This is a genomic window from Catenulispora rubra, assembly GCF_015356825.1.
Taxonomy (GTDB): Bacteria; Actinomycetota; Actinomycetes; order Streptomycetales; family Catenulisporaceae; genus Catenulispora; species Catenulispora rubra.
This window is the reverse complement of sequence record NZ_JAACYW010000818.1, coordinates 1-388: the sequence shown is the minus strand read 5'-3', so window position 1 is coordinate 388 and position 388 is coordinate 1. Positions and strand designations below refer to the sequence as shown.

At 68.6% G+C, this 388-nt stretch carries 1 pseudogene; it reads right to left on the bottom strand.

What is annotated here, in order from left to right:
• A pseudogene (locus tag GWK61_RS58240) lies at nt 1-305 on the bottom strand (hypothetical protein); the annotation flags it as partial.
• Nucleotides 306-388: the final 83 nt, after the last annotated feature.

The window sequence follows — 388 nt, the reverse complement described above, 5'->3', positions numbered from 1 at the left end:
ATCTTGGTCTGCATGTCATCGCGGGTCGTGCTATCCAGCGGACGGCCCGAACCACGCAGCACGTCAGGCACGGACGAGCGCTGAACCTCGTGCTGCCCCTCATGCCCACACCCGGCACCATGCTGATGCTGCCCGGCCAGCCACGGATCCCCGGCCTCCCGCATCAGCTGCACCACCGCGGCGTTCCCGACCGACGATTGCAGCGCGAGCAGCTGCGCAGCCGCCCCGGATCGTCGCGACGCCGGGCCCGCAGCCCGCTGTATCGCTTTCCGTCGCTCGTCGGCCTTCTCGCCGTTTGCGTGCATCGCTCACCAGTCCCCACGGGTCGCCGGCGCCGTGTCGGCATTCCTCGGTAGTGAGTAGACACCAGGTTGCCGGTGCTTTGACA